This is a genomic window from uncultured Pluralibacter sp. (assembly GCF_913775985.1).
Taxonomy (GTDB): domain Bacteria; phylum Pseudomonadota; class Gammaproteobacteria; order Enterobacterales; family Enterobacteriaceae; genus Pluralibacter.
The window spans coordinates 1-2,619 of record NZ_CAJYMB010000123.1; the positions used below are offsets into that span (position 1 = coordinate 1).

Annotated in this window: 3 protein-coding genes and 1 pseudogene; 3 read left to right on the forward strand and 1 reads right to left on the reverse strand. The window is 54.6% G+C overall.

Going from position 1 to position 2,619, the window contains the following annotated elements:
• Positions 1–182 precede the first annotated feature (182 nt).
• Positions 183–773, reverse strand: a complete 591-nt coding sequence (gene ribA, locus QZ766_RS14480; RefSeq protein ID WP_297203091.1) for a GTP cyclohydrolase II — start codon at positions 771–773, stop codon at positions 183–185.
• A 176-nt stretch (positions 774–949) separates the two neighbouring features.
• On the opposite strand from ribA, the gene pgpB reads away from it, so the two are divergent.
• From pgpB to QZ766_RS14495, 3 genes and pseudogenes are all read left to right on the forward strand, one after another.
• Complete coding sequence (gene pgpB / locus QZ766_RS14485) at positions 950–1,708, forward strand: phosphatidylglycerophosphatase B (RefSeq protein ID WP_297203093.1); 759 nt, start codon at positions 950–952, stop codon at positions 1,706–1,708.
• Between the two features lie 156 nt (positions 1,709–1,864).
• Positions 1,865–2,173 carry a LapA family protein gene (locus QZ766_RS14490; protein ID WP_297203095.1) on the forward strand — a complete coding sequence of 103 codons (309 nt, stop codon included), beginning with the start codon at positions 1,865–1,867 and terminating at the stop codon, positions 2,171–2,173.
• 6 nt (positions 2,174–2,179) lie between these two features.
• Positions 2,180–2,619 (forward strand): annotated as a pseudogene (locus QZ766_RS14495) (lipopolysaccharide assembly protein LapB); the annotation flags it as partial.

Below are 2,619 nucleotides of genomic sequence, written 5' to 3' on the forward strand. Positions count from 1 at the left end.
CAGACGGTACGCAGGAGACGGTAGGCTGCCGCTGCCGCATTGACACCGCAACGGAGCTAACCTACTACCGGAACGACGGGATCCTGCATTATGTGATCCGCAACATGCTTAAATAGCAAACAGGAAAAGACAAATAGCCCGGTGCCAGCGCCGGGCTTTTTTATAGGATTTTTTAAGATCGCTTATTTATTCAGGAGGTGGCCCATTTTTTCGGCTTTGGTATCCAGATAGTGCGCGTTTTTCGGGTTGCGCCCGACGATCAGCGGCACGCGCTCGACAATATTGATTCCCGCCTCGCTCAAAATTTCTACTTTCCGCGGGTTATTGGTCAGCAGGCGAACTTCATTGACCCCCAGCAGCTTGAACATGTCCGCGCACAGCGTGAAGTCGCGCTCGTCGGCAGCAAATCCCAGCTGGTGGTTGGCCTCAACGGTATCGTATCCCTGATCCTGCAGCGCATAGGCGCGGATCTTGTTCAGCAGCCCGATATTGCGGCCTTCCTGGCGGTGATAGAGAAGCACGCCTCGGCCCTGCTCGGCAATGTGGCCAAGTGCGGCCTCCAGCTGGAATCCGCAGTCGCAGCGCAGGCTGAACAGCGCATCGCCCGTCAGACATTCTGAATGCACGCGAGAAAGCACCGGCTCGCTTCCGGAAATATCGCCAAAAACAAGGGCAACGTGATCTTTGCCGGTTGCCAGTTCTTCAAAGCCCACCATCAGGAAATCGCCCCAGGGGGTTGGCAGTTTGGCTTCTGCCACACGGTTAAGCTGCATGTGATTCTCCAAATCATATCGGCATGCAAAGGCCTTTAATTTTCGATATTTTGCCACAACGCCCGGCCTTCGCCTAATCGCAGACTTTCGACTGCGCTATAAGCGCACAATTCGGTATTTTTTACCGCCGTGATTATTTTCAGTTATGATTGTGACGCTTAAGTAAAGGAGACCAGATGCTTTCGATTGCCAAACGTACAGCCGCCGGCGCGGCGCTGCTGCTTGTAATGCCCGTTGCCGTACTGATATCCGGATGGAAATGGCAACCAGAACCCTCTGGCTGGGGTCTTGAGGCCTTTTACTGGATCACGGAAACCGTAACTGAGCCCTGGGGTGCTATTACGCATCTGCTGCTTTTCGGCTGGTTTCTCTGGTGCCTCCGCTTTCGCCTGAAGGCGGCAATTGTGCTGTTTGCCATTTTAGGCGGCGTCATTCTTCTCGGGCAGAGCGTTAAATCCCACGTAAAGAAAACGGTTCAGGAGCCGCGCCCCTATGTGGTGTGGCTGGAGAAAACCAATAATCTGCAGGTGGATGAGTTCTATGCCCAAAAGCGGCGCGCGCGTAGCGCAATGGTGAAAGAGCAGGTCGCCCATATGGACACGTTGCCCCTTTATTTACGCCAGCACTGGCAAAATGAGACCGGATTTGCATTTCCATCCGGCCATACTATGTTTGTTGCCAGCTGGGCGCTGCTGGCGGTGGGGCTACTCTGGCCGCGTCGTCGTACGGTGACAATCGTACTGCTGCTCGGCTGGGCGGTGGCGGTGATGGCCAGCAGGCTGGTACTCGGAATGCACTGGCCGCGAGATTTGATCGCTTCTACGCTTATCTCATGGCTGCTGGTGACGCTTGCAACCTGGATTACGCGAAAACTGTGCGGCCCGCTAACGCCGCCGCCGGAAGAAGCGGGCAATATACGAGAACGTGCTGAATAATCAGCCTAATGGTTGATTTAACGCGCCGGTGCCCATAAATCCGCATAATGCAGCACGTATGCCCGTTTCACCTCAATAGTGAAAATGGTATTTTATAAGGCTGGAAGCGGCGATATCAGTAAACTGATTCGCACCCACCACATGACGGGACGTAATGTGAAATATTTTCTGATTTTCTTACTGGTGTTAGCGATTTTTATTATCTCTGTCACCCTCGGGGCCCAAAACGATCAGCAGGTAACGTTTAACTATCTTCTGGCTCAGGGGCAGTTTCGTATTTCAACCCTGCTGGCAGTCCTGTTTGCCGCTGGTTTTGCTATCGGCTGGCTGGTGTGCGGCCTGTTTTGGCTCCGTGTGCGCGTTTCGCTGCTGCGAGCTGAGCGTAAGAACAAGCGCCTGGAGCAACAGATTGCCGAGATTAACGCAGCACCTGTCACGCCGGGTGTGCCGGCCGTAAAGGAATAATCCTTTATGCTGGAGTTGCTGTTTCTGCTGTTACCCGTTGCCGCCGCCTACGGCTGGTACATGGGCCGCAGAAGTGCACAACAGGCTAAGCAGGACGACGCCAACCGTCTTTCCCGCGATTATGTCGCCGGGATGAACTTCCTGCTGAGCAATCAGCAGGATAAAGCGGTTGACCTGTTCCTCGATATGCTGAAAGAGGATACCGGCACCGTCGAGGCGCATTTGACGCTGGGAAATCTGTTCCGCTCGCGCGGCGAGGTTGACCGCGCTATCCGCATTCACCAGACGCTGATGGAAAGCGCCTCGTTAACCTACGATCAGCGTTTACTCGCCATTCAGCAGCTCGGCAAAGACTACATGGCCGCCGGGCTGTACGACCGCGCCGAAGATATGTTCAGCCAGCTGGTGGAAGAGACCGAGTTTCGCATCGGCGCCATGCAGCAGCT